This is a genomic window from Promicromonospora sp. NPDC060271, from assembly GCF_042726755.1.
GTDB lineage: Bacteria > Actinomycetota > Actinomycetes > Actinomycetales > Cellulomonadaceae > Promicromonospora.
Window position 1 is genome coordinate 1 of sequence record NZ_JBHXBG010000280.1, and the last position, 4,072, is coordinate 4,072.

General features: G+C 71.5%; 3 protein-coding genes. 1 reads left to right on the plus strand and 2 read right to left on the minus strand.

Annotated features, from left to right (window positions below; translation table 11 throughout):
• Window positions 1-65 precede the first annotated feature (65 nt).
• Together sucB and lpdA are read right to left on the minus strand one after the other, a co-directional pair.
• Window positions 66-1,910, minus strand: a complete 1,845-nt coding sequence (sucB, locus tag ACFWE2_RS24810; protein WP_377226875.1) for a 2-oxoglutarate dehydrogenase, E2 component, dihydrolipoamide succinyltransferase — start codon at window positions 1,908-1,910, stop codon at window positions 66-68.
• A gap of 31 nt (window positions 1,911-1,941) precedes the next feature.
• The gene (gene lpdA / locus ACFWE2_RS24815; RefSeq protein ID WP_377226876.1) at window positions 1,942-3,408 is read right to left on the minus strand and encodes a dihydrolipoyl dehydrogenase; all 1,467 of its coding nucleotides are present in this window, start codon (window positions 3,406-3,408) and stop codon (window positions 1,942-1,944) included.
• A 255-nt stretch (window positions 3,409-3,663) separates the two neighbouring features.
• Between lpdA and ACFWE2_RS24820 the strand changes: the two genes are divergently transcribed.
• Window positions 3,664-4,020, plus strand: a complete 357-nt coding sequence (locus ACFWE2_RS24820) for an oxidoreductase (RefSeq protein WP_377226877.1) — start codon at window positions 3,664-3,666, stop codon at window positions 4,018-4,020.
• The last annotated feature ends 52 nt before the right edge of the window (window positions 4,021-4,072 follow it).

Sequence of the window (4,072 nt, forward strand, 5' to 3'; positions counted from 1 at the left end):
CCCGAACCCGGGACCGGCCACAGCCACCTGCTCGACGCGCTAGCCGCGCGCCGGATGCTTCCGCGTCAGAGACCGACCTCGGCCTCGAACGCGCCCTCCTCGATGCGGTTCTTGATCGCGGTGAGGAAGCGCGCGGCGTCCGCGCCGTCGACCAGGCGGTGGTCGTAGGACAGGAAGATGTACGCCATCGAGCGCACCGCGATGCTTTCGTTGCCCTCGGCGTCCGTCACGACGACGGGGCGCTTCGTGATCGTGCCGGTGCCCAGGATCGCGGCGTGGCCGAGCGGGACGATCGGCGTGTCGATGAGCGACCCGCCCGAACCCGTGTTGGTGATGTTGAACGTGCCGCCCGACAGCTCGTCCGGCGTCACCTTGTTCGCCCGGGTGCGGGCACCCAGGTCCTGGATCTGCCGCGCGATGCCGGCGAGGTTCAGGTCACCGGCGTTCTTGATGACCGGGACCACGAGGCCACGCTCGGTGTCGACGGCGATGCCGACGTTCTCCGAGCCGTGGTAGGTGATCTCGCCCTTCTCGGTGTCGATAGTTGCGTTGATCTTCGGGTAGGCCTTGAGTGCCTCGACGGCGGCCTGCGTGAAGAACGGCAGGAACGTCAGCTTGGCGCCCTCGCGCGCGGCGAACGACTCCTTGGCCTTGGCGCGGAGCTGGGCGACGCGCGTGACGTCGACCTCCATGACCGTGGTGAGCTGTGCCTGCGACTGCACCGCCTCGAGCATCCGCTCGGCGACGATCTTGCGCAGCCGCGACATCTTCTCCGTGGTGCCCCGCAGCGGGGAGACCTCGAGCTTGGCCGGAGCGGACGGCGCCTTGGACGGCGCGGACGCCGCTGCCGGAGCAGGAGCGGCCTTCGCCTCGGCGGCGGCGAGCACGTCCTCCTTGCGGATGCGGCCACCGACGCCGGTGCCCTTCACCTCGTTGACGTCGACGCCCTTCTCCGCGGCGAGCTTGCGCACGAGCGGCGTCAGGTACGAGCCGATGGTGCGGCCGCCCGACGCCGGGGCGGGGGCTGCCGGCGCAGGGGCTGCCGGAGCGGGCGCCGGAGCCGCCGGAGCGGGCGCGGGTGCCGGAGCGGGAGCCGGGGCAGCGGGTGCCTCGGCGGCCGGAGCCGGTGCGGGCGCAGGCGCCTCGGGTGCGGGGGCAGCGGCCTTGGCGGGCTCCGGGGAGTCGGCGGCCGGGTCCGGGACGGGCGCCGGGGCCTCGGCGGCCGGTGCGGCGGCACCCGAACCGACGAGCGCCAGGACGGCGCCGACCTCGACGGTCTCGTCCTCCTGGACCAGGATCTTCTGGAGGGTGCCGGCCACGGGCGACGGGATCTCGGTGTCGACCTTGTCGGTCGACACCTCGAGCAGCGGCTCGTCCACCGCTACGTCGTCGCCGACCGCCTTCAGCCAGCGGGTCACGGTGCCCTCGGTGACCGACTCACCCAGTGCGGGCAGCGGGACCTCGGTGCCCTCGCCGGCGGGAGCCGCTGCCGGGGCGGGTGCGTCAGCGGGTGCGGCGGGCTCCTGGGCGGGTGCTGTCTCGGCGGCGGGCTCCTCGGCGGGCGCTGCCTCGGCAACGGGTGCCTCGGCGGGTGCTGCCTGCGGCGCCGGCTCGGAAGCCTCGGCGGCGGCCGGCTCGGCGGCGGGAGCGGCCGGTGCGGCGCCGGAACCGGAGCCGTCGCCGATGACGGCGAGAGTGGTGCCGACCTCGACCGTGTCGTCCTCCTCGACGAGAATCTGCTCGAGGACGCCCGCGACGGGCGACGGGATCTCGGTGTCGACCTTGTCGGTCGACACCTCGAGCAGCGGCTCGTCGACGGCGACCTCGTCGCCGACAGCCTTGAGCCAGCGGGTGACAGTGCCCTCGGTGACGGATTCGCCGAGGGCCGGCAGCTGCACGTTCTCAGACATGACCTGTGAGGTCTCCTTTGTCGTTAAGTGGTCAGTTGTGGGCGTGCAGAGGCTTGCCGGCCAGCGCCATGTGTGCCTCTCCGAGTGCCTCGTTCTGGGTGGGATGTGCGTGGACGAGCGAGGCGACGTCCTCGGGGAACGCCTCCCAGCCGACGATGAGCTGGCCCTCGCCGATCAGCTCGCCCACACGCGAGCCGATCAGGTGCATGCCGACCACTGGTCCGTCCTTGCGGCGCACGAGCTTCGCGAAACCCTGGGTACCCAGGATCTTGCTCTTGCCGTTGCCCGCGAGGTTGTACTCGATGGTCTCCACCTGGTCCGGCCCGTACAGCTCCGCGGCCCGCGCCTCGGTGACTCCGACGGACGCCACCTCTGGCTCGCAGTAGGTGACGCGCGGGATCGCCGCCTCGTCGATGGTCGCGGGCGCCAGGCCCGCGATCTGCTCGGCCACGAAGATGCCCTGGGCGAAGCCGCGGTGGGCGAGCTGCAGGCCCGGGACGATGTCGCCGACCGCCCAGACCTGCCCGCCCGCCGGCGTGGTGACGCCCGTACGGAGGAGCTCGTCGGTCAGGACGAAGCCACGGTCGAGGCGGACGCCGGCCGCCTCGTAACCGAGGTCGGCGGTGCGCGGGCCCCGTCCGACGGCGACGAGCAGCAGGTCGGCGTCGAACGTGGTGCCCGACTCGAGCTCGACCTGTACGCCGTCCTCCGACTGCTTGACCTGGGCGAAGCGCTCGCCGAGGGAGAACTTGATGCCGCGCTTGCGGAACGCCCGCTCCAGCGCCTTGGAGAGCGCGACGTCCTCGTTCGGCACGAGGTGCGGCAGCGCCTCGACGATCTGTACGTCGGCGCCGAAGGACTTCCAGACGGAGGCGAACTCGACGCCGATCACGCCGCCGCCGAGCACCACGACGGACTTCGGCACGGTGTCCAGCTTCAGCGCGTCGTCGGAGGTGATGACCCGGCCGCCGAGCTCGAGGCCCGGCAGGCTGCGGGCGTAGGAGCCAGTGGCGAGCACCACGTGGGTGCCGGTGTAGCCGCTCTTCGCGCCGTCCACGGCGGTGACCTCGACGACGCCGGGGGCGGCGAGCGTGCCGTGTCCCTCGACGACGGTGATCTTCCTGGAGGCGATGAGCCCCTGCAGGCCCTTGTAGAGGCCGGCGACCACGGAGTCCTTGTAGGCGAGCACGGCCGGCATGTCGATGCCGTCCAGCGTGGTGCGGACGCCGAACTGTGCGCCGTGCGCCGCGGCGTCGGCCACCTCGGCGGCGTGCAGGAGCGCCTTGGTGGGCACGCAGCCCACGTGCAGGCAGGTGCCGCCGACCTTGCCCTCTTCGACAAGGGCCACGCTCAGGCCCAGCTGTGCCGCCCGGAGCGCGGTGGCGTAGCCGCCGCTGCCCCCGCCGAGCACGACGACATCGAACGTGGCCGGATTGTCATGCGTAGGCACGTGCTGGCTCCTCGTTGACTTCGCTGGTGGCGCTGTGGGCGCCCACATCGGGTGGATAGTGAGCACCGCATGCCATCTTGACACTTCAGCGGGCGTGGCCCCAATCGTGAACCCGGCCTGGCGGGTGTGACCGTGGCGACATTGACGGGCAACCCGGGCTGTGAAAAGAGGATGTCCGGCCTGATCTGGGGCATGAGGCCAGGTGCAGGGCCGGACCGCGGGCCTGTGAACAGGACCTGTGGGTTTCCTGGAATGGCGTGGAGATGCCTAGGACAGCGCGGGTCTCGCTAGTAGTCTCGGTTCATGCCCCGCCAGTCCCGTAGCTCGCTCGCGCGTTTCTTCCAGCGACGCTCATCGTCTTCCGGTAGCGGATCACGCCCGAGCGGCAACGACGCACGCCGTCAGACCCTGGCACACCTCGGTGAGTTCATCGCGTCGCGAGTGGGCGTCGAGGCCTACGTGGAGCCGCCGACGACCGAGATACCCAGCACGATCCTGCTCGTGGCGACCACGGGGGAGTGGACGCGCCGCCGGGTACCGGACGAGCGCGCCGCGTTCGAGATCGCGAACCAGCTCGGGGTGCCGGTGTACAACGTCCGGTTCACCGGCTACCCGCAGCGGATGCGCGACTGGAACAGCGCCCAGCGCAAGCCGAAGTAGCGGTTCGCGAAGCAGAGCGCCTGTCCGAGTCTCCGGGTGAAGCCGGGAGACT

Coding starts and splice junctions, on each gene's coding strand:
- sucB (WP_377226875.1), bottom strand. CDS start 1,910: ATGTCTGAGAACGTGCAGCTGCCGGCCCTCGGCGAATCCGTCACCGAG.
- lpdA (WP_377226876.1), bottom strand. CDS start 3,408: ATGTGGGCGCCCACAGCGCCACCAGCGAAGTCAACGAGGAGCCAGCAC.
- ACFWE2_RS24820 (WP_377226877.1), top strand. CDS start 3,664: ATGCCCCGCCAGTCCCGTAGCTCGCTCGCGCGTTTCTTCCAGCGACGC.